The sequence below is a fragment of the Methylomicrobium lacus genome (assembly GCF_041897535.1).
GTDB lineage: Bacteria > Pseudomonadota > Gammaproteobacteria > Methylococcales > Methylomonadaceae > Methylomicrobium > Methylomicrobium lacus_A.
This window is the reverse complement of record NZ_CP169217.1, coordinates 717319-736809: the sequence shown is the minus strand read 5'-3', so window position 1 is coordinate 736809 and position 19491 is coordinate 717319. Positions and strand designations below refer to the sequence as shown.

21 protein-coding genes and 1 pseudogene are annotated in these 19491 nt (G+C 52.8%); 11 read left to right on the top strand and 11 right to left on the bottom strand.

Annotation, left to right across the window (positions count from 1 at the left end):
• Window positions 1–25 precede the first annotated feature (25 nt).
• A complete protein-coding gene (locus ACEPPP_RS03240) occupies window positions 26–460 on the bottom strand; it encodes a DUF2383 domain-containing protein (protein WP_374089620.1) in 435 nt (144 codons plus the stop codon).
• A gap of 1057 nt (window positions 461–1517) precedes the next feature.
• Between ACEPPP_RS03240 and ACEPPP_RS03235 the strand changes: the two genes are divergently transcribed.
• The 7 genes and pseudogenes from ACEPPP_RS03235 to ACEPPP_RS03205 all read left to right on the top strand — a co-directional run bounded on the left by ACEPPP_RS03235 (window position 1518) and on the right by ACEPPP_RS03205 (window position 6888).
• A complete protein-coding gene (locus tag ACEPPP_RS03235; RefSeq protein ID WP_374089619.1) occupies window positions 1518–1913 on the top strand; it encodes a hemerythrin domain-containing protein in 396 nt (131 codons plus the stop codon).
• A gap of 14 nt (window positions 1914–1927) precedes the next feature.
• Window positions 1928–2158, top strand: a complete 231-nt coding sequence (locus tag ACEPPP_RS03230) for a hypothetical protein (protein WP_374089618.1) — start codon at window positions 1928–1930, stop codon at window positions 2156–2158.
• 64 nt (window positions 2159–2222) lie between these two features.
• Window positions 2223–2446, top strand: a pseudogene (locus ACEPPP_RS03225) (DUF883 domain-containing protein).
• A 13-nt stretch (window positions 2447–2459) separates the two neighbouring features.
• Window positions 2460–2783 (top strand): hypothetical protein, encoded by a 324-nt coding sequence (locus ACEPPP_RS03220; protein WP_374089617.1) that lies wholly within the window; start codon window positions 2460–2462, stop codon window positions 2781–2783.
• Window positions 2784–2898: 115 nt separating this feature from the next.
• A complete protein-coding gene (locus ACEPPP_RS03215) occupies window positions 2899–3366 on the top strand; it encodes a hypothetical protein (protein WP_374089616.1) in 468 nt (155 codons plus the stop codon).
• Between the two features lie 175 nt (window positions 3367–3541).
• Entirely contained in the window at window positions 3542–5659 is a 2118-nt protein-coding gene (locus tag ACEPPP_RS03210; RefSeq protein WP_374089615.1) for a catalase, read from the top strand.
• Between the two features lie 179 nt (window positions 5660–5838).
• Complete coding sequence (locus ACEPPP_RS03205) at window positions 5839–6888, top strand: AI-2E family transporter (RefSeq protein ID WP_374089614.1); 1050 nt, start codon at window positions 5839–5841, stop codon at window positions 6886–6888.
• A 279-nt stretch (window positions 6889–7167) separates the two neighbouring features.
• Here ACEPPP_RS03205 and ACEPPP_RS03200 read toward each other — a convergent pair whose 3' ends face one another.
• The 9 genes from ACEPPP_RS03200 to ACEPPP_RS03160 all read right to left on the bottom strand — a co-directional run bounded on the left by ACEPPP_RS03200 (window position 7168) and on the right by ACEPPP_RS03160 (window position 12544).
• Entirely contained in the window at window positions 7168–7800 is a 633-nt protein-coding gene (locus ACEPPP_RS03200) for a DUF502 domain-containing protein (protein ID WP_374089613.1), read from the bottom strand.
• Window positions 7797–8045 (bottom strand): DUF2171 domain-containing protein, encoded by a 249-nt coding sequence (locus ACEPPP_RS03195; protein ID WP_374089612.1) that lies wholly within the window; start codon window positions 8043–8045, stop codon window positions 7797–7799. Before ACEPPP_RS03195 ends, ACEPPP_RS03200 begins: the two co-directional genes overlap by 4 nt.
• Before the next feature lie 96 nt (window positions 8046–8141).
• Window positions 8142–8663 carry a hypothetical protein gene (locus ACEPPP_RS03190; protein WP_374089611.1) on the bottom strand — a complete coding sequence of 174 codons (522 nt, stop codon included), beginning with the start codon at window positions 8661–8663 and terminating at the stop codon, window positions 8142–8144.
• 17 nt (window positions 8664–8680) lie between these two features.
• Window positions 8681–9091: a BON domain-containing protein gene (locus ACEPPP_RS03185; protein WP_374089610.1), complete on the bottom strand. Its 411-nt coding sequence runs from the start codon at window positions 9089–9091 to the stop codon at window positions 8681–8683.
• A 350-nt stretch (window positions 9092–9441) separates the two neighbouring features.
• A complete protein-coding gene (locus ACEPPP_RS03180) occupies window positions 9442–9765 on the bottom strand; it encodes a hypothetical protein (protein ID WP_374089609.1) in 324 nt (107 codons plus the stop codon).
• A 142-nt stretch (window positions 9766–9907) separates the two neighbouring features.
• Entirely contained in the window at window positions 9908–10333 is a 426-nt protein-coding gene (locus tag ACEPPP_RS03175) for a PRC-barrel domain-containing protein (RefSeq protein ID WP_374089608.1), read from the bottom strand.
• 217 nt (window positions 10334–10550) lie between these two features.
• Window positions 10551–10757, bottom strand: a complete 207-nt coding sequence (locus tag ACEPPP_RS03170) for a ChaB family protein (RefSeq protein ID WP_374089607.1) — start codon at window positions 10755–10757, stop codon at window positions 10551–10553.
• A 58-nt stretch (window positions 10758–10815) separates the two neighbouring features.
• Window positions 10816–12138, bottom strand: a complete 1323-nt coding sequence (locus ACEPPP_RS03165) for a sorbosone dehydrogenase family protein (protein WP_374090877.1) — start codon at window positions 12136–12138, stop codon at window positions 10816–10818.
• A 49-nt stretch (window positions 12139–12187) separates the two neighbouring features.
• Window positions 12188–12544: a four-helix bundle copper-binding protein gene (locus ACEPPP_RS03160; protein ID WP_374089606.1), complete on the bottom strand. Its 357-nt coding sequence runs from the start codon at window positions 12542–12544 to the stop codon at window positions 12188–12190.
• A gap of 282 nt (window positions 12545–12826) precedes the next feature.
• On the opposite strand from ACEPPP_RS03160, the gene ACEPPP_RS03155 reads away from it, so the two are divergent.
• The 4 genes from ACEPPP_RS03155 to ACEPPP_RS03140 all read left to right on the top strand — a co-directional run bounded on the left by ACEPPP_RS03155 (window position 12827) and on the right by ACEPPP_RS03140 (window position 17743).
• The gene (locus ACEPPP_RS03155) at window positions 12827–14032 is read left to right on the top strand and encodes an NAD(P)/FAD-dependent oxidoreductase (protein WP_374089605.1); all 1206 of its coding nucleotides are present in this window, start codon (window positions 12827–12829) and stop codon (window positions 14030–14032) included.
• A 120-nt stretch (window positions 14033–14152) separates the two neighbouring features.
• Window positions 14153–14770, top strand: a complete 618-nt coding sequence (locus ACEPPP_RS03150) for a DUF488 family protein (RefSeq protein ID WP_374089604.1) — start codon at window positions 14153–14155, stop codon at window positions 14768–14770.
• Between the two features lie 152 nt (window positions 14771–14922).
• Window positions 14923–16191 (top strand): glucoamylase family protein, encoded by a 1269-nt coding sequence (locus ACEPPP_RS03145; protein ID WP_374089603.1) that lies wholly within the window; start codon window positions 14923–14925, stop codon window positions 16189–16191.
• A 28-nt stretch (window positions 16192–16219) separates the two neighbouring features.
• A complete protein-coding gene (locus ACEPPP_RS03140; RefSeq protein WP_374089602.1) occupies window positions 16220–17743 on the top strand; it encodes a mercuric reductase in 1524 nt (507 codons plus the stop codon).
• Window positions 17744–17887: 144 nt separating this feature from the next.
• On the opposite strand, the gene zwf is transcribed toward ACEPPP_RS03140, so the two are convergent.
• Window positions 17888–19300: a glucose-6-phosphate dehydrogenase gene (gene zwf, locus ACEPPP_RS03135; RefSeq protein ID WP_374089601.1), complete on the bottom strand. Its 1413-nt coding sequence runs from the start codon at window positions 19298–19300 to the stop codon at window positions 17888–17890.
• Window positions 19301–19491 lie beyond the last annotated feature (191 nt).

Sequence of the window (19491 nt, the reverse complement as noted above, 5' to 3'; positions counted from 1 at the left end):
ATCAGGCGGCTGAAAACTAATCAGTTTACGCGCCCAAAAGCCGATTCAAAGTGCGTATATGCCCTTGTTGAGCAGGCAGCAGCTTCGTTTTAATCAAAGAGCGAATATCTGAAGACAGCTCAGTCTCCTGCAACGCTTCCTCATAAGCTTCTGCTCCACTTTTTTCTCCGGCCTGTAAAGACTTTAGTGCCGTTTCTTTACCCAGCAGATTAGCGCTTCCCTGGACTATTTCCGCCCAAGTTCCCCATGCTCCTGAGTCCTCACAGGGAGTTCCTCCCAGTCGACTGATGAGTGCCTGTAAACTGGAAACGGCCTCTTTATGAGCCTCATAAATGGGCCTTAGTTCCTTCGATTCGCCCAGTCCGGCATCGTCCCGAAGTTTGTCCAACGCCTGTTGATAAGTTTTCGTTGCTGCTAATTCATTTTTCAGCAATTTATTGAGTGTTTCAATGTTATGCATAATAAAACTCCAATGTGATTATTTCTTCATTATCATCGACTGTATTGGTCTTCTCTGTTGCTTTCATAATGGATTCCTTGTAAAAAATGAAAAAGGATTAGTTAGGTTTTAAAATCTGATGCTTTCAAAACCATGCTAACCAAAGATGGAAAACTGACATTTACAACCATTTTAAATGGCTGCAGGTGGACTGACGATTTATGATTGAACACCAAATAAATAATGACAAAAACAATCGTCGGCGCGCCCACGAGCCAGCCTATAAAATATTTACCCATGACGCATCTCCGCTAAAATATTCGTGTAATAATTTGTTAGTTGATTTGGCTTGCCTTCAAACATGCTGTCAAAAAACATGATTATGCACGTTGATTAAAAGTCTAATGGAAATGCGTCCTAGATTCTGGGCGTTGTCGTACATTGGAGATAAACTATTTTTATCTGACCAGACTCAGATTTTTTGAAAATTATTTTGAACTCCCAACGCACTTGCCGGAATGATGCTGAAGCCGGGGCTCTGATTGCAGACGAGCTGGATGGAAGATCCGCCTCCATGACTTTTTTTCAGAATTGATCAATGAAAGCGTCTTGTTCTATTGAACTTCGAGTCCGTATTGATGTGAGCTGTTTTCGATACAGCGTTGCCGTGGGTTTGTCTTATGGTCAATTGCTAATCAGGATTGCTTTTGAAAACCGACGCTCTGAGCCCGCCATTTTCAAAAACCACGGTCCATTGTCCGGTTGGTTCTTCAATATGCCTGCAATGCCACCGGGCCAATCTCGATCGATGATCATTTCATAAAACCGGAGCCTGCTGCCTGCCATCACCGATGCGCAGGGGATTCCGAGCCCGCAAAAAAATCCTACGCTGTGTAAGGTAACGAACCGATTTATCGAACTGATGAACCTATTATGGCTACAAGCGAGACGAACCATCGCCCAGGGCCATAGCTTCTGAGTCAGTCCAGGTTGGCAACCCGCGACATTCCGCAGCCGTAAACAGCCGCGTGACTTGGAACCTCCAAGTTTGATCTTTAAAATTTTTGAGGACAAAGTTTTGACGAAGACCGCACTTAAACCCGCCATGCAGCACGGAGAGGACGCCATCGCGTTACTTACTGAAGACCACAAGAAGTTAAATAAACTGTTAGCGGATTTTGCCAAACTCGCCAAGGGCGATGGCAACGATAAAGCAAAAGCAGAAGTGGTTCGGCAGATATGCATTGAGCTGACCATCCATGCCCAAGCCGGGGAAGAAGTCTTTTACCCGGCGGCTCGCGCCGTCATCAAGGACAACGATTTGATGGACGATGACGTAGAGCATGCCGGAGCCAAGAACCTTATTGCGCAACTAGAGGCCATGACACCAGTCGATATTACCAAAGTGGTGGCAGTGGCACGGGATGAGCGAAGTCAGTCAAGAATGAAATACAATTCAAATAAACTTAAATAGACGAGAAAACTACCATGGAAATTACAGACAAAGTATCCAATTCCGCACATGCGGCTTACGATAAGATCGCCGATGCAACCAGCCAGGCTGCGGAAACGCTTGTCGAAAAAGGCGAACAACTGAAAAAAACCGAGCAGAAATTGATGAAGAATTGCTCAGGTTTTATCAGCGACAACCCCATAACGTCGGTGAGTATCGCGGTAGCGATCGGATTTCTGCTGAGCCGATTGGTGAGCGGCCGTTAGATCGGCAAATATCATAAACCTGAACGCTGCAATGACCTGCGGCTCAAACAGAGATGAATTTATCATGGAAACCATAGACAAAGCAGCTCATTCCGCACATGAGACGGTCGATAAGGTCGCTAGTTAGTGCGACCATTCAGGCTGCAGAAGCGCTTGGCGAAAAAGGAGAACAACTGAAAAATGCCGAGCAGCAATTGATGGAGGATTGCCGCGTTTATATTCGCGACAACACCAGGGTACCGCAGGGGCGGCCGGCTTTCTGCTAGCCGCGTGGTGAGCGGCCGGTAGACCGTCAAACCTCATGAATCAGGATGCCATAGGGGATGAAAATCCCGGGCAAGCTGCAACGCGCGGCGATCCGGTGAGCGGTTTCGGTGTGCTGGAAGAGGCTCAGTCGTTATGGTATGAGCTGTGCGGGCTAACCCACGATCGCTTCCGGCTTGCCGCGCTGGAGACGCAGGGGGTGGGCAAGAGCCTGGTGGACATGATTGTGGCCGGAGTGATGGTTGGCGTGTTGCTGATCGGGGCCTGGCTAGGACTCATGCCTTCGCCGTGCTGGAACTGGTCGAGCATGACGTCGTGGCAACGAGTAGCGACATACTGCTTGCCGTTGCATTCAATTTGATGCTCACACTTTTACTCTTTGGTGTGATACGCCGTAAGAGTCGCTATCTACAATTTCCCGCGACCCTTCGCAGTTTTCAGACCACGTCCTCTGGGCGACGGGATACGGAGAAGACATGATCAAGGGCTACCTTCTAAAGCGAAACAAACCCAAGTCACTGAGGGCTCAAATCAGGGCTGAGGAGCGAAAGCTATTGAACCGTCAACAAAGGGTCGGTGTTCGCACCGCTACGCTGGTCCGAAACATACACCAACAGATGATCGCTCCGGCCACTTTGCTGCTGGCGGGCGGCATCGGTTTTATCCTTGGCGAACTTACCCAGCGTCAAACTATCAAATCACGTGGCGCCGCCGATAAGCTACGTACTAGCGAGACTACACCCTTGAGGATTGCGCTGAACCTCATGACCTCGATCCATACCTTATACACGGCCTTGCCTCTAGCCTGGATGATGAAGTCCTTCTATCAACAGGACGCGTCGGATCACACGTTCGAACGGCAAATCCAACCGGTGGTAGCGGCTTCAGGTGCAGTCAGTAGCCCCGCCGAAGGTCAAAGCGATAACAGCTTGCATCCGACATAACAGGTCATTTTTGAGCGAGGTAGTTCCATCAAAGCTGCGTGATCCATTACGCAAGCTTTAACAATCGTCGCCGCTGGACTCCCAACGCGAGAGCGCTTTTCTTATAAAGTGACATTATTATCACCCATAGCGCCGCGGCAACATGTTGCCGTCGCGCAAAATCAACTGGAGATTCATGATGACCAAAGCCAAAACAGAGGTTCCATCTGTCAAAAGCAAATCGACACAGTCTGGGCCAGAAGAAGTAACAGTTTCAGTCGCTAGCGGTGGAGAGTGGCACCAGACGGCCTCCGGCGATCAGCCTGTGTTGACGACGAATCAGGGTTTGCCGATTTCCGACAATCAGAACTCCCTGAGAGCCAATCCGAGCGGTCCGACGCTGCTGGAAGATTTCATCCTGCGTGAAAAAATCACTCATTTCGACCACGAGCGAATTCCAGAGCGCATCGTCCATGCCCGCGGTACGGGCGCACACGGCTTTTTCGAACTGACCCAATCCCTGGAAAAATACACAACAGCCAAAGTGCTCACCGAAGTGGGCGAACAAACGCCGCTGTTCACGCGTATTTCAACCGTAGCCGGCGGGTCAGGTTCTGCCGATACCCCGCGCGATGTTCGCGGCTTCGCCGTCAAGTTTTATACGAAAGAAGGCAATTGGGATTTGGTCGGCAATAATATCCCCGTGTTTTTCATTCAGGATGCCATCAAATTTCCCGACCTCGTTCATGCCGTCAAAATGGAACCCGATCGTGGCTTTCCTCAGGCAGCGTCGGCGCATGACACCTTCTGGGACTTTATTTCACTGACTCCGGAATCGATGCATATGGTGATGTGGATCATGTCCGACCGCACCTTGCCGCGTTCGCTACGGATGATCGAAGGCTTCGGTATTCATAGCTTTCGTCTGGTCAATGCAGCCGGCGAATCGACCTTCGTGAAATTCCATTGGCGGCCGAAACTCGGTTTGCAATCCACCCTCTGGAACGAGGCGGTCAAGATTGCCGGCGCCGATTCCGACTTTCATCGCCGCGAGCTGTTCGAAGCGATAAGCGCCGGCGATTTTCCGGAATGGGACTTGGCTGTGCAGTTGTTCTCGCAAGAGGAAGCCGATGGCTTCCCATTCGATCATCTCGATGCAACCAAACTGATACCGGAAGAACTCGTGCCGTTGCAAGTTATCGGGCGCATGGTACTCAACCGCTGGCCGGACAATTTTTTTGCGGAGACCGAACAGGTGTCGTTCTGCCCATCCCATGTCGTGCCCGGCATCGATTTCTCGAACGATCCGTTATTGCAGGGGCGCCTGTTCTCATATCAGGACACGCAGTTATCCCGCCTGGGCTCGTCGAATTTTCACCAGATACCCGTCAATGCGCCGAAATGCCCGTTCGCCAATCACCAGCGCGACGGTCATATGCAAATGGCGCAACCGGCCGGACGCGTGTCCTACGAGCCGAATACCCTGGCAGCGGACTCCCCACGCGAACAACCGGAGAGGGGTTTTCGCGGCGCAGCGATGGACGAGACCGGCGCAAAGGGAAGGATTCGGGCGGAGAGCTTTTCCGACCATTACAGCCAGGCACGGCAATTCTATCTCAGTCAGTCTCCTTACGAACAGGCACATCTTGCCTCCGCTTTGGTATTTGAGCTCTCGAAGGTCGAGCATCCGCATATTCGTGAAGCTATGGTCGGTCACCTGCGTCATATCGAAGAGGACCTCGCACAACGGGTCGCCTCTGGTCTCGGTATGAGCGAACTGCCGCAGGCGCCAACTACTGCTGCTGCAGTTCAGGAGTTAGACCTATCCCCGGCGCTGCAGCTTATAGGCAAGATGAAGGATACGCTCGAAGGTCGCGCTATCGGGGTATTGATCGCGGACGGATCGGACGCGGCAAGCATCGACGCTGTCAATCAGGCAATCGCCGCTGCAGGCGCAAAAGTGAAGTTTATCGCCGCGAAAATCGGCGAAGCGAAACTCGCCAACGGCTCGCTTTTGAAAATCGATGGCCAATTGGCCGGCACGCCGTCGGTTATGTTCGACGCGGTCGCCATCATTCTTTCCAGCGAAGCCGCCGCGTTATTGGGCAGAGAAGCCGCCGCCATCGAATTCGTACGCGACGCCTTCGGTCATCTGAAAGCGATCGGCGTTGACAAAGGCGGCGAAGCCTTAGTGAAAACAGCGGGTATCGAACAAGACGCCGGTGTGATTGCCATCGGTAACCTGGATCACTTCATTGCCGCAGCCAAGACACGTCAGTGGGGCAGGGAAGCGAGCATCAGAACACTCGCTTGATAAGGATATTATTGCTCTTGTGGGCGTCAACTCCCTTTTAATTTCAGGCGTGATATCTTTATTACGCCTGAATTGACAGCGGTGGACTCATGGCATTCACTCTCGATTCCACCGGTTTTGGGAACACATCATCCCTATGATAGGATGCCAAACCGATTCAGTTTTTAATCTTGTTTTTCATGCAAAAAAATACCCCTTATATTCTTTTTCTGGCCTTTGTATTGTTAGTAACGGTCTCTTTTTTTCTATTGATTAAAGATTTTTTATTAGCCTGTTTTTGGGCCATTATTCTGGCGGTAGTTTTTGATCCTGTTTATCAGCGGGTTAGGCAATATTTTAAAAATTCGGAAATACTGCCGTTGTTTTTAACCATGATGATGATTATCCTGGTTTTTGTGATCCCTTTGTTAACCATTACCTTGATGATAACGGAGGAAAGTACAATCCTTTATCAAAAAATTCAAAGCGGGGAAATAAACCCTCAGGTCTATTTTCAAGAAACTCTCGCGCTTCTTTTGCCAAAATTCAATAAGCTTTCACATATACAAGCATTGAGCGTTGAGCAGATAAGCGTCTCAGTAGGGGATTCCTTTACACAAGCAGTAAAATATATAGCACAACAACTCCCCGCATTGACCCAGAACTTGTTAAATCTTATCGTTCAATTTGTCTTGGCTTTCTACATTCTGTTTTTTCTATTGCGGGATGGTAATCTCTTGATAAGAAAACTCATTTCTCTGGTTCCAATTGGAGACAACATCGAAACGGAATTATTTGAACGTTTCACCAGCGTAGCCAGAGCGACTGTTAAAGGCGGGTTAATAGTCGCTGTCATTCAGGGAAGTATCGGGGGAATATTATTTTGGTTTGTAGGCATTCCAGCCGCTTTTTTATGGGGTCTGTTAATGATAATTTTATCTTTATTGCCGATAGGCAGCACTCTAATTTGGGGGCCCGCCGCGGTAATTCTATTATTACAAGGGAGAACTTTAAAAGCGACTATCGTTTTTACAGTCGGTATTTTAGTCATTGGCATGATGGATAATTTTCTACGGCCGCGCCTGATAGGTAAAGACAGTAAAATGTCAGATTATCTTGTGCTGGTGTCAACTCTGGGTGGATTAACCTGGTTTTCATTAACAGGATTTGTATTAGGTCCCATCATTGCGGCTTTATTCGTTACTTGTTGGGAGATAATGGGAAAATATAACAAAACAAGTAACATATAATGAAGCCTAACTCTGAAGTAGCCGGTTCAGCAGGTAATAAGCCAGTTTTTAACAATTGCGGTAATCAGTTTAATGAATCTTAACGAATATCCATTTAACCCGCGTGCATGCTTTTAACGATCTTGGCGGCTAAATTTGCCACGCCAGCTATTGCCCTGCTGGAACCCGGTTGGCCTAAATGAGCTGGCCGCAACGCTTAAACAACTGTATGACGGATTGTTATGTCATAGCCGGATTTGACCGCGGTATATTTTTTCTTTTTAGTGAAATTTAAAGCCTTTAACTTTTATTTTTCTCACCATTAACACTGCCCACAACGCCGGCTGTTGCGATAAAACGCAGAGCATCCTCAACAGACATATCTATTTCTACTATATTTTCCCGTGACATAATGACCGTGTTGCCGCCCATCTGATAACTGAATGGCAAAAATACGGCAACTTGGTCATCGGCAATAAAAGTATGTGAATGCTCTTTGATATCAGAAACTGTAATAAAACCTATCTGTTGACCATTGAAGAGAGGTATATTTACCAAAACTACTTTATTAAATTTCCCTTTCTGTTCACTGGAAAAAAGAGAAATAAAATCGCGTATCGCTGTATATATGCTTTTAACAACGGGAATCTGGAGCACAAGCTCTTCAAAGCTAATGAACAGTCTGGGAAAAGTTCGAGTCTCCAGAAAGCTTCCGAAAAAATAGGCTACAGCAAGACCCAATACAAACCCCAAGCCTTTTATGTACCAGCTGTCAGGTAAGAAAAACTTGAAGATATTTCCCAGCACCAATTCTGCAGTGTCGGCAAGCCAGAAGAGCAAATAAAGGGTGAGTATAAGGGGGATAATAGCGATTAACCCTTTGAAAAAGGTTTTACTGACCGGCTTCATTTTTTTATTTCCAATTAAAGTCATTGGCCTACATCATTTGGCGAAGTTGACGACCACTCCTGCATTGCTTGATCTCCCGGACGATCTATTTTAACCTTGCCGCCCTCGGTTGAGGTTACCCAGCTTACCGGAATGTAATGGTGCTGACCGGTCTTATCTTTCTTCAGCTTGATGGTACCCGCACCCTCCATATGATCGACAGTGGCAAACTGGCCGTCCTGGGAACAGATAACGGGCATATCAGGTTTAATCTGGTTGGTGTTAATCATAGGTTTTCTCCGGTTGGCTCAATTTGAAAGTCTGAGCGAATTGAATTGATAATTCTTAAATTAAAAACTGCATTACGTGCACTAGCAACATCAAGTTTAAGTATTTACTGAGGATTCCTCAGTCGAGGAAATATCCTCCGCATGAGCCCGCTCGAAGATTTCTTTTGCCGTATGAATCGCATCGCTGCTTGAAGTATGAACAGAAATCAAGGCGCTTCCTCCCTTGATTTTTCCTTCATAGCGTCTGGCTTCATACTCAGGAATACCCATCCCGATCAAGGCTCCCGCCAAGCCGCCCGTGGCGGCGCCGACTGCCGCACCGCTCAACGCACCCATAATGGGGCCTGCGGCGATAAACGCACCGACACCCGGAATAGCCAAGCTGCCAATCCCGGCCAATAACCCGATCACAGCGCCAGTGCCCAAACCCACTGTCCCACCGATAGCCGCCCCTTCCGGCGCTTTGGTGTGCTTTTCATGAGCAAAATCCTTGGTGGAGGATTTATCGGGAAGTAGCACGGATATATCATTGGTGGAAAAACCCGCGTTCTTCAGGTCATTAACAATACTCTCTGCCTGATCGATACTTTGGGCGATACAAAAAACTGCTTTACTCATGACACTCTCCCAAGCCTTTATGGCGCTATATTTTCAAGTTGATTATCTACCCGCACTACACCAGGCGTTTGCTTGGCGATTTGTTGCAGTTTCATGCTTTCGGCTTCACTTTTAACAGGCCCGCGCAAAGTCACCACCCCATTCCGTGTGATGATTTTTATATTCTGCGCATTGACTGACAGCGACTCATCTTTAACCACGGCTTGACGTATGGTAGCGGTGATAGTGATATCACTTTCGTTTTCCATTTGATCTTCCGGGGTTAAAGTAGCGTCACCCTTGTCGCGTACATTGCGCCCGGTATTGTCCAATGCCGGGTCACCGGCCGCCAAATAGATTGGGGCATTCTGTTCGGCTCGAACGGTACCGGCCATCATGTTTAAACCGACCGTTAAAGTGAACATAATTAACGATAATCGTGCAGACATAGTAAACTCCTCATTTTTTAAATGAATGTGGGCGGATTGCCCAAAGTTATGAGCGGCTAATTGAACAACAAATAAATAATGACCAGAACAACTACCGGCACACCCAACAGCCAGCCAATTAAATATCTACCAATTTTCATGACGTAACTCCACTCAAAGTAAGTAGATGAGAAGTGTACTGGAAAGGCTTTTTAGAGTCTGCTCGGTGTCGTACATTGGAGATAATCGTTTATCTCCAATGTATTGGTTTTGATGCTGTGGGAGCATGATTTGGCTAATCGGTTGAAGACCTGCCAGGTTTTAAAAACCTGGCAGGTCCATGGTGACTGCAGGTATTTTTGACCGCATCCTTACTTGCCTGGCGGGGACGACAAGGCTTCTTTGCTTTTTTCACAAGCCGCTAAGGAGGCTTTTTCAGCTGCCATGGCATGTTCCTTTGCTTGCTCCGGCTGCTGAGCGTTAGCGGCGGCCTTATGATGCATTGCTGCTTGTTCATGAGCCGCGGCCGCCGCCAAATGTTTCGCGGAGGCATTTTCAGAAGCGGACAGAGTGGATCCCGGATGAGATTGGTCAATGGGGGATCCGGCAGTATGACCCGTGGCTTGCTCTGGAGCGGCCATGCCTGCGACCGGCATGGCCATAAGCACAATGGATGCAATAATGAATTTCTTCATGTTTGAACTCCTCAAATGATTAATAAAGATATGTTTGGCTGCTATACCGTCATTCACTAATATCCGGGGCAGCTCTATCATAATTCGCATCCATCGATTAGCTCCTCTTGTTATAGGAATGATTCAACACCGGATGCAGTCGTTACATGCGCGGCGGGTCCATGTATGGCTTAGTTCCATAGTACGAATGAATTTTATCAACCCAAGACTGGTCTGCCATGTCGGGCCAGTCGTTCTTATCGAATCCCGGTGCATTTTTGAGTCGATCCTTTTCCACGTTGAGCACAAAGCGCTTGTTCGCCGTATCGAGCTTCAATGCACTCCAGGGCACCGCAAAAAGCTTTTCCCCCATTCCGAGGAAACCGCCAAAGGACAACACCGCATAACACACTTTGCCATTGGACGTATCCAACATAATTTCCTTGATTTCACCCAAGTTTTCATCTTTTGGATTAAAGACCTCATTTCCAATCAGGGTGTCGGCGCCCATCAGCCGAGGACCGGGTCCCCTTTCGTGGCCGGATTTGCGTTTGTATATACCGTAGGTATCTCGATCTTCGTAGTTCATGTTAATCTCCTGTCAAAATGACATTAAGAAAAAAGGGGGCTTACGGTCATCTTCATGATCACCAGAACCCCCGGGCCGAGCGCGATGATGTTTCCTGCCGCTAAAGGCCAACACAACATGCGAAGCTGAACGCAGTCGGTGCGGCAACGCATAGAGATTGATACTGGCGAGAACCTTTGGGTCTGAAGACTAACTTGAGTTTTGTTCGTCTTGCTCCTTAATCCTTGGGTTTCCATTGCCCGCTGGACTCATCCTTTTCATATTTCCTTTTGACCGCACTCCATGCCACCCGGCTCGCCCGCTCTTCGACTTGCCCATATTCGTCCCAAGCGCTGTTATAAGCCGCACGGTAGATTTCCTGGGCGTGTTTCGGTAAATGTTCCCGCACTGGTTCGGGCAAATCGTTCAAGTCTTTATAGGGCATGTCCTACCTCCGCTAGGATGCTTGCAGCAAAGTCGATATCTGCAACTAAGTCCGTCGCTTAATTTTCTGTTGGCTGCCCCCGATGTGAATCGGGGTTCATGGTCGATGCTGTCACGCGCCAGACGATATTGCCGACATCATCGGCGACCAGTAACGCCGCATGCTTGTCGAGCACGACGCCCACGGGGCGCCCGAACGCATCGCCATCGGCGCTAACAAAGCCCGTCAGCACGTCGATCGGATCGCCGAAGGGCTTGCCCGCTCTAAAAGGTACGAAGATGACCCCGTAGCCACTGCGCGGCTTACGGTTCCATGAACCGTGCTGACCAATGAAAACTCCGTTGTCGAATGGCGCCGGCCATGCTCCGCTCTTGGAAAAAACCAGTCCGAGCGAACCGGTGTGTGGCCCGATTGCATAATCCGGAACCCTGGCCTTGGCGACCAGGTCGGGCCGCTGAGGCTGCACCCGTTCGTCCGGATGCTGGCCATAGTAGCTGTAAGGCCAGCCGAAGAAGCTGCCGTCGGGTACCGAAGTCAGGTAGTCCGGAACCAGGTCGCTGCCGATTTCATCGCGTTCGTTGACCACGGTCCAGAGTGCCCCGCCATCCGGCTCCCAGGCGAGTCCGTTGGGATTGCGCAGACCGGACGCATAGATGCGGTAGCTTCCGCGCTTCGGATCCACCTCCCAGATGGCGGCGCGGCCGACCTCTTGGTCGATGCCGTTCTCGGCGGCATTACTGTTCGATCCCACCGTCACATAAAGTCGTGAACCGTCCCGGCGGGCTATGAGGTTCTTGGTCCAGTGATGATTGATTGGGCCCGCCGGCAGATCCAGCACCTTGGTCCCTGGCTGAGCGATCCGGATTTCGCCCTCGGTATAGGGAAATCTCACCACCGCATCGGAGTTGGCCACGTAGAAGTCGTTGCCAATCAGAGCCATGCCAAAGGGCGAGCTTAGCCCCTCGATGAACACCGACCGTGTTTCGGCCACGCCGTCACCATCGGCATCGCGCAGCAATGTGATGCGATTGGCGCTGGGTACGCCTGCGCCCGCCTTGTTCATGACCCGCTTCATAAACCAGCCTCTGATGCCCTGTGCGTCCTTTGGTCTAGACGGCGCATTGGTCTCGGCGACTAATACGTCGCCGTTGGGAAGCACAGTCAACCAGCGTGGGTGATCGAGTCCGCCAGCAAAGGCGTTTACGGCCATCCCTGGCGCCGCCAGCGGTTTTCCATTCGCGGGCCAGCCCACGGCCTGTGCGATATTCACCGTGGGAATCAACGTGGGGTTGGGCGGCGGCAGTTGGGGGTGAGGGCCGACGCCGGCCGCAACCGGCAACTGCGCCACCTCGCCACATGCTGTTAGCGCTATCGCTGCCACGGTGAACAACAAGGGTCTTGGGTACACAGCCAAAGAACCCGGTTCACCCTTAGTACTTGTCGCTTCCCATTTGCCGGCAACTCTCGGCACATTCCTTACATGCCTCGACGCATTCCTCCATGTCGCCGATTTTTTCGCAATCCGCCGCGCATGCCTCGCAGACTTCGGCGCAGACCGCGCATAGATGATGCGAAAATTGGGAGCTGCTGAGCTGAAAATTGGCCGACGTCTGGCAAATCTCGGCGCAGTTCATCAGCAGGCGGAAATGTTTGGGTTTAACGTGCTTGCCGCCGGCCTCCAGGCAGTGGTTCATCGCGGTTGCCAGACAGACCTGATGGCAGTGACTACAAGCCTCGATACAGGCTTGCGTGGCATGTTCAGAGGGGGTGTGGGTTGATTGGGTCATGGAATTCTCCTGTGCTAAAAAAACAAGCGCGGACAAAGATGTACACGTCATTTCGACCTGGAACCCAGCTTCGGGACGAAATGAGGTTTCGTCAAAACCTTAGAAAATCTTATTGTTTAAATTAGCCGCAGTCAGTACGTTGGCGCGCATACCCGGCTGTTGAAAGAGTCACCATCATTCATCAGCTTATGTGCGGAACCGCATCGACTGCGGTCGACTTTATAGTTAGTCTTGTTTTTGACAACGCTGGAAAGAGTAAGCGAAAGATAGGAGGCACAAACTATGGCGAACTACCAGTATTTAATCATCGGCGGCGGGATGACCGCAGCCGCTGCGGTGGATGGTATCCGCGAAGTTGATCCAACCGGCAGCATAGGGCTGATCAGCGCGGAGCTTGACACTCCGTACGATCGGCCACCTCTGTCAAAGGCGCTCTGGAAGGGCAAGCCCTTGGATAGCATCTGGCGCAAGCTGGAGAGCAAAGAGGCCAAGCCTCACCTTGGCCGTGTCGTCAAAGAAATTGTTCCCACTCAAAAACGTGTCGTGGACGACAAGGGGGATATTTTCACCTATCAAAAACTCTTACTGGCTACGGGCGGCAAGCCACGACGCCTTCCGTTCGGCGACGACAAGATCATTTACTTCCGGACCCTGCCGGACTACCGGCGTCTTCGTGCTCTGACCGAAACGGGGCGGCGGTTTGCCGTGATCGGCGGCGGGTTTATCGGTTCGGAGATCGCAGCGGCGCTCGCTCTGAACGGGAGAGAAGTGGTGATGATTTTCCCCGGTAAAGATATTGGAGATCGCGTCTTCCCGAGTCCTCTCGCTCGTTTTGTGTCCAATTTCTACAAGCAAAAGGGCGTTGAAGTGTTGGCCGGCGAAGAGATTGTTGGTTTGGAAACGCGAGGTAACCAACAAGTTTTGAAAACGCGTACTAATCGCGAAATTATAGTCGACGGCGTGGTGGCAGGAGTCGGCATCGCGCCGAACGTAGAGCTTGCCCAATCAATCGGACTCGAAGTGGAAAACGGAATCGTCGTGGACGAGTTTTTGCGCACCAGCCATCCCGACATCTATGCAGCGGGAGACGTTGCCGCATTCTACAACCCTGCGTTGGGAAAGCGCATCCGGGTCGAACACGAGGACAACGCCAATTCCATGGGACGATTGGCCGGGCTGAACATGGCAGGCAAGTCTGAGCCCTATCACCACCTGCCATTCTTTTACTCCGACATGTTCGATTTGGGATACGAAGCAGTAGGCGAAGTGGACGCACGTTTGGAGACTTTTGCCGACTGGAGGCGACCCGACGAGGAAGGCGTCATCTACTATTTACAGGACGGTAGAGTGCGAGGCGTGTTGTTATGGAATGTATGGGAACAGGTGGAAGCCGCTCGCCAATTGATTGCCGAGCCTGGTCCGTTCACGCTCAAGGATCTCAAAGATCGGTTGCCGGCTAAAACTTCAAATCCGAAACCGCACTCATGAGACCGGATTCGTTTTTGCTGGAGCCCATATCACCTTTCCGACCGAGTCTCTCGGTCTGTGTGTTGCCCCGTCTGAGAGGCCGCAGGGAATAAAAAAGTTGCCGAGTACGAGGAATAAAGCATGCCAAAGGAAAAACCTTTACCGCTGGTAATGACGATAGGCCATTCGACGCGCACGTTAGAGGATTTCATCCGCCTGCTTAAGGCACACGGAGCAACGTGCGTAGTGGATGTGCGCACCATTCCGTGTTCCCGGCACAATCCGCAATTCAACAAGGCTACCTTGCTCTGTTCGCTAAAGAAAGTCGGCTTGGAATATGTTCACATGCCTGGACTCGGCGGACTGCGTCATGCGAAAGTCGATTCGCTGAACATGGGCTGGCGCAATGCCTCCTTTCGAGGATTTGCAGATTACATGCAAACACCCGAGTTTGCGCAGAGTCTCGAAGAATTGATTCGCCTGGCGAACCAATACCGAATCGTCTTGATGTGCGCTGAAGCGGTGCCGTGGCGCTGTCATCGCTCACTCATCGCAGATGCCTTGCTGGTCCGTGGTATTCGCATCGAGGATATCATGAGCGCAACTCACCGTCAGGTTCATACTCTCACGTCGTTTGCCATCGTCCGGGACCGTTCGATCACCTATCCATCCGAGGAGTTTGGGAATACACAAACGCAGCATTCGGCCAAACACGCCCGGCCGCAGCCCATCACGAAAATCATGCCTAAAGAAGATTAAACCGTGAAACCAAACGCACTCATGAAGCACAACTTGGAGCATAAGGTGCGCTTGGATGTCGACTTTTCCCCGCACGCGGTCACGGCGGTTACACCAGATCGCATACGCGAACCGTCAGCTTGTCGCTCCGCCGCATGAACAGCGACGCTTTGATGAACGAACAGAGTCTCGACCAGCTCCAGCGTGCCGCGTTCGGCTACTTCCTGCAAGCCGTAAATCCGGCCAACGGACTGATCGCCGACACCTCGCGCAGGAATTCGCCGGCCAGCATTGCCGCCGTCGGATTCGCTCTGTCGGTCTATCCGGTGGCGGTGGAACGTGGCTGGATGGCGCGGGCCGACGCGGCCAAACGCAGTCTTTCCGTGTTGCGTTTCTTTCGTGACAGCGACCAAAGCGGCAGCCCGGAGGCGACCGGCTTCAAGGGTTTCTACTACCACTTTCTCGACATGCACACCGGCGTCCGCGTCTGGCGTTCGGAGCTGTCGACCATTGACTCCGCGCTGCTGATTGCCGGCGCGCTGACCGCCAGCATGTACTTCACTGCCAATACGCCTGAGGAAACCGAACTGCGCGAACTCGTCGAGACGCTATACTTTCGCGTCGACTGGCGATGGTCGCAGGGTGGAGCTGCAACGATCAGGCAAGGCTGGAAGCCGGAATGCGGATTCCTGCACTACGGGTGGGATGGTTACAACGAGTCTATCATCCTTTACGTCCTCGCGATGGGTTCGCCGACACATCCGCTCAAGGACGACAGCTACGAGGCCTGGACGGCAACCTATCAATGGGAGCATCTATACGGCTACGATTATCTGTATGCGGGACCACTGTTCATGCACCAGTTCTCTCACGCATGGATCGATTTTCGCGGCATTCGGGATCGCTTCATGCGCGAGAAGCGCTGCGACTATTTCGAGAACAGCCGACGAGCCATTGAGGTTCAACGCGAGTATGCGCGGCGCAACCCGCACGGCTTCGCCGGTTATGACGAAAACTGCTGGGGCCTGACGGCCTGTGATGGCCCGAGCAATCTGCTGCCCGAACTGGCCGAGCGGCGCCGCTTGTTCGGCTATGCCGCGCGTGGCGTGCCGTACGGGCCCGATGACGGAACTCTCAGCGGGTGGGCGGCGCTGGCATCGCTGCCGTTCGCGCCCGAGATCGTCTTATGCGCCGCAGGCAACATGCTGCAACGCTATCCCGAGATGCTGACCGCTCAGCAATACACCAGCAGTTTCAATCCGACTCTCGCCAGCGCCGGTTGTAGCGCCTGGGTTTCGGCCGGCCATTTCGGACTAGATCAGGGCATCGTGGTGATGATGATCGAAAACCATCGCACCCAACTGATCTGGCGGCTGATGCGGGACTGCTCCTATGTCGGCGCCGGTTTACGGCGCGCCGGATTCCGAGGCGGCTGGCTTTAGCCGCTGCCTTTATTCAAGGATCACAACCATGCAGCAGCGCAACGCTCCTTACTCGACAGCACCACCGGACGCTCACGATCGCGAGCGGCTGGAAAACGTGCATCCAGCCGAATGGCGCAATCCGCAGCCGGCAGACCGGTACAGCCTGGTGGTCGTCGGTGCCGGTACCGCAGGACTGGTGGCGGCGCACGCTGCAGCGGCACTGGGCGCGAAGGTCGCGCTGATCGAGCGCGACCTGCTCGGAGGCGACTGTCTGAATGTCGGCTGCGTGCCGTCGAAAGCAATCATCCGCACGGCGCGGCTGTACGCCGAAATGCGCAATGCCGAGCAGTATGGCGCGCAAGTCCCGAGCGATATCCGCGTTGACTTTGCTGCCGTAATGGAGCGCATGCGCGGTATTCGCGCCCGTATCAGCCGTTCCGATTCGGTGCACCGGCTGATCGCGGCCGGCGTGGATGTCTTCTTCGGCCAGGCGCGCTTCACCGGACCCGATAAGCTGACCGTGGATGGCGCGAAACTGCGCTTCAAAAAGGCACTTATCGCTACGGGCGCACGGCCGAACACGTCCTGTATTCCCGGCCTCGTCGAGGCCGGCTATCTGACCAACGAGAACATCTTCGACCTGACCGAGCTGCCGCGCCGCCTACTGGTCATCGGCGGCGGCCCGCTCGGCTGCGAACTGGCGCAGGCGTTCTGCCGCTTCGGAGCGCAGACCATTATTGCCCAGGAAAAGCCGCTGTTTTTGCCCAGGGAAGAGCGCGACGCCGCACAGCTCCTCTCGGACGCATTTGCGCGCGACGGCATCGAGGTGCGCCTGAACACCCGAGCTGTCAACGTGCGCGTGGAAGGTGAGCGGAAGCTCGTTGATCTGGTCAGCGACGACTACAAAAGCACGGTAGCGGTCGATGCCATTCTCATCGGCACAGGCCGGTTACCGAATGTCGATGGCCTGCATCTGGAGGCCGCAGGCGTCGATTTCGATACGACCACCGGCATTCGGGTCGATGATTTCCTGTGCAGCAGCAACCGGCGCATCTATGCCGCCGGCGATGCCTGCCTGGAGCACAAGTTCACCCATACCGCCGACGCGTCGGCGCGCATCGTGGTTCAGAATGCGCTGTTCCTCGGTCGTCAGCGTCTGAGTGCACTGACGATTCCGTGGTGCACCTACACCGATCCGGCAATCGCTCATGTCGGCCTTTATGTGCGGCAGGCGCGCGAACGGAACATCCCGGTGAAGACTTTCACCATCCCGATGCATGACGTGGATCGCGCGATCGCCGACGACGAGGAGGTGGGCTTCGTGAAGATCCACATCAAGGAGCGGACGGACCGGATTCTCGGCGCAACAATCGTCGCCCGTCATGCGGGCGATATGATCAACGAGATCACCCTGGCGATGGTCGCGGGGATCGGATTACGTACCCTCGCCCATGTCATCCACGCTTATCCGACCCAGGCTGAAGCGATCAAGAAGGCAGCGGACGCCTACAACCGCACGCGTCTGACGCCGAGACTCCAATGGCTGCTGTGGCGCTGGCTGACATGGTGAGCTCATTTTCGGAATGACTCGCGCGGGCGAAATCTCAAGGCCGGTAAGTCACAATTGATCAAGTCGCTGATACGCTCGACCGTCAGATCGGCAGCCGGATATGTGTTGTCAATTCCAGCAGGAACACCACCTCGTTCGCCGCTGTCATTTTGCCACCGTGACCGATATTGGGTTATGCCAGCTTCCGTCTGCCGCAATGAGCGCATCAGCTTGTTTCGGCCCCCAGCTGCCGGGCTTGTAGCGGTGAGCCTTGTGGTGGGTATTAAGAATGGGATCGACTACAGCCCAGGCGGCCTCGACCGCATCCTCGCGGGTAAAGAGCGCTCCGTCGCCAGCCATGGCGTCTTCCAAAAGTCGCTCGTAGGGTGTCTCCTGTCCAGGCTGTTCATCCAGCAGGTAGAGTTCACGCTGGTCGCCGACGAACTCCTTGCCTGCGCGCTTGACGCGCGCGGCGATGGCGACGGCGGAGTTGGGAGAGAGCCGGAAACGCAGGTAATTGGCGCGCCCGGCCACGGGAGCGGAATCGTCGAACAGCTTTTGCGGTGGCGGTTTTAACTCCACCAGAACCTCGGCCGCTGTTGCAGCCAGGCATTTGCCGGAACGCAGATACCACGGCACTCCTTCCCAGCGCCACGAATCGATAAAAAGCCGAAGGGCGCAGAAGGTTTCGACGTCCGAACCCTTTGCCACGCCAGGCTCTTTCCGGTAGCCTGAATACTGTCCACGCACCACATCGTCAGGATGCAGGGGACGCATGGCCTGGAACACCTTGGCTTTCTCGCTGTGGACTGCCCCAAAGCCCTGATAAGCCGGGGGCTCCATGGCAAGCAACGCGACAATCTGGAACAAATGATTCTGGATAACGTCGCGCAGGCAACCGACACTTTCGTAAAATGCGCTGCGACTTTTCACACCGAAATCCTCGCACAGCGTGATCTGCACGCTGGCCACGTAGTTACGGCTCCAAATCGGCTCAAGGAATGAATTGGCGAACCGGAAATAGAGGATATTCATGATCGCCTCCTTCCCGAGATAGTGGTCGATGCGGAAGATCGAGTCTTCCGCAAACGCCGACAGCGCGATGCGGTTGAGCTCTCGGGCCGAAGCCAGGTCGCGTCCGAAGGGTTTTTCAACGATAACGCGCGCCTGATCGGCTAGGCCCGCCGCACCGAGCCCTTCGATAACCGTCGCGAACAGCGCGGGTGGGATGGCGAGGTAATGCGCCGGGAGCCGGGCATCGCCCAGCGTCTGCTTGAGCGCTTTGAACGTGTCTAGGTCGTTGTAATCACCGCCCACATACTGGAGCAGAGAAAGCAGGCGGTCGAGGGCGCTCCGGTCATCGATCTTGCCGGCTTGCTTGATACTGTCCGTCGCCTGTTTGCGCACTTGCGCGAGGCTCCATTTCGAGGAGGCGACGCCTACAACCGGCACGGTGAGGACACCGCGCTTGGCCATCGCGTAGAGCGCCGGAAAAATCATCTTGTGGGCAAGGTCGCCCGTCACGCCGAAGATCACCAGCGCATCAGCCTGCGCCGTGCGACTATAGTTATTGCTCATCACTGCTGTTTCAACACTAATTCAGGGCACATAATTAAGCAGATTTGAGATGCATTTCATAGTCCTGTGAATCGGCGTCCAATTTTTACTAGGATTGTAAAAAAATTAGCAAAAACAATGTTGTATAAATTGTTTCCGGTCGGTTTTGATGCTACGAATTGGTAAATATTCGACGCCGTTCCTCATCGAGT

What these genes read in the sequence shown, in the direction of transcription:
- ACEPPP_RS03215 (WP_374089616.1), top strand. Translation starts at nt 2,899, where the DNA reads ATGATCAAGGGCTACCTTCTAAAGCGAAACAAACCCAAGTCACTGAGG.
- ACEPPP_RS03170 (WP_374089607.1), bottom strand. Translation starts at nt 10,757, where the DNA reads ATGCCCTATAAAGACTTGAACGATTTGCCCGAACCAGTGCGGGAACAT.
- ACEPPP_RS03210 (WP_374089615.1), top strand. Translation starts at nt 3,542, where the DNA reads ATGATGACCAAAGCCAAAACAGAGGTTCCATCTGTCAAAAGCAAATCG.
- ACEPPP_RS03240 (WP_374089620.1), bottom strand. Translation starts at nt 460, where the DNA reads ATGCATAACATTGAAACACTCAATAAATTGCTGAAAAATGAATTAGCA.
- ACEPPP_RS03195 (WP_374089612.1), bottom strand. Translation starts at nt 8,045, where the DNA reads ATGATTAACACCAACCAGATTAAACCTGATATGCCCGTTATCTGTTCC.
- ACEPPP_RS03175 (WP_374089608.1), bottom strand. Translation starts at nt 10,333, where the DNA reads ATGAACTACGAAGATCGAGATACCTACGGTATATACAAACGCAAATCC.
- ACEPPP_RS03230 (WP_374089618.1), top strand. Translation starts at nt 1,928, where the DNA reads ATGGAAATTACAGACAAAGTATCCAATTCCGCACATGCGGCTTACGAT.
- ACEPPP_RS03220 (WP_374089617.1), top strand. Translation starts at nt 2,460, where the DNA reads ATGAATCAGGATGCCATAGGGGATGAAAATCCCGGGCAAGCTGCAACG.
- ACEPPP_RS03200 (WP_374089613.1), bottom strand. Translation starts at nt 7,800, where the DNA reads ATGACTTTAATTGGAAATAAAAAAATGAAGCCGGTCAGTAAAACCTTT.
- ACEPPP_RS03190 (WP_374089611.1), bottom strand. Translation starts at nt 8,663, where the DNA reads ATGAGTAAAGCAGTTTTTTGTATCGCCCAAAGTATCGATCAGGCAGAG.
- ACEPPP_RS03205 (WP_374089614.1), top strand. Translation starts at nt 5,839, where the DNA reads ATGCAAAAAAATACCCCTTATATTCTTTTTCTGGCCTTTGTATTGTTA.
- ACEPPP_RS03155 (WP_374089605.1), top strand. Translation starts at nt 12,827, where the DNA reads ATGGCGAACTACCAGTATTTAATCATCGGCGGCGGGATGACCGCAGCC.
- ACEPPP_RS03160 (WP_374089606.1), bottom strand. Translation starts at nt 12,544, where the DNA reads ATGACCCAATCAACCCACACCCCCTCTGAACATGCCACGCAAGCCTGT.
- zwf (WP_374089601.1), bottom strand. Translation starts at nt 19,300, where the DNA reads ATGAGCAATAACTATAGTCGCACGGCGCAGGCTGATGCGCTGGTGATC.
- ACEPPP_RS03150 (WP_374089604.1), top strand. Translation starts at nt 14,153, where the DNA reads ATGCCAAAGGAAAAACCTTTACCGCTGGTAATGACGATAGGCCATTCG.
- ACEPPP_RS03180 (WP_374089609.1), bottom strand. Translation starts at nt 9,765, where the DNA reads ATGAAGAAATTCATTATTGCATCCATTGTGCTTATGGCCATGCCGGTC.
- ACEPPP_RS03145 (WP_374089603.1), top strand. Translation starts at nt 14,923, where the DNA reads ATGAACGAACAGAGTCTCGACCAGCTCCAGCGTGCCGCGTTCGGCTAC.
- ACEPPP_RS03140 (WP_374089602.1), top strand. Translation starts at nt 16,220, where the DNA reads ATGCAGCAGCGCAACGCTCCTTACTCGACAGCACCACCGGACGCTCAC.
- ACEPPP_RS03185 (WP_374089610.1), bottom strand. Translation starts at nt 9,091, where the DNA reads ATGTCTGCACGATTATCGTTAATTATGTTCACTTTAACGGTCGGTTTA.